The sequence below is a fragment of the Undibacterium sp. TC9W genome (assembly GCF_049339865.1).
Lineage (GTDB): Bacteria > Pseudomonadota > Gammaproteobacteria > Burkholderiales > Burkholderiaceae_D > Undibacterium.
The window spans coordinates 1-512 of sequence record NZ_JBMPPJ010000068.1; the positions used below are offsets into that span (position 1 = coordinate 1).

Annotated in this window: 1 protein-coding gene; it reads left to right on the forward strand. The window is 48.6% G+C overall.

What is annotated here, in order from left to right:
- Window positions 1-81: 81 nt before the first annotated feature.
- Window positions 82-512 (forward strand): IS5 family transposase (locus tag ACO0LN_RS30275; protein WP_422980469.1); only part of this gene is annotated, 431 nt, incomplete at its 3' end.

Below are 512 nucleotides of genomic sequence, written 5' to 3' on the forward strand. Positions count from 1 at the left end.
TTAAGGAATCTCTGATTAAGTCCCCGAGCACTGATTCAGAAACGGTAATATAAGCTTATTTTCCATTGAATCATAAATACCATGAGACAGACAACATTTGCCGAAGGTGGCTTTGAACGCTATGCCAAGACGACGAAGCGAGCAGTGTTTCTATCAGAGATGAATCAGGTCGTGCCATGGGCGATGCTGTGCGAATTGATAGAACCACATTACCCCAAGGCTGGTAACGGACGTCCACCTGTAGGTATAGAGCGGATGTTACGTATTTATTTCCTGCAGCAATGGTTCAACCTGTCTGATCCGGCTGTCGAGGAAGCCTTATATGAATCCGTCTCCATGCGCAGCTTTGCCGCTATTGACCTGGGCAATGAACCAGTGCCGGATGAGACCACTGTGTGCAAGTTCCGGCACTTGCTGGAGCGTCATGACCTTGGCAAACGAATTTTCGAAGAAGTAGGCCGTCATTTGCAGGAGCGGGGAATGAAAGTATCAGGTGGCACCATCGTCGATGC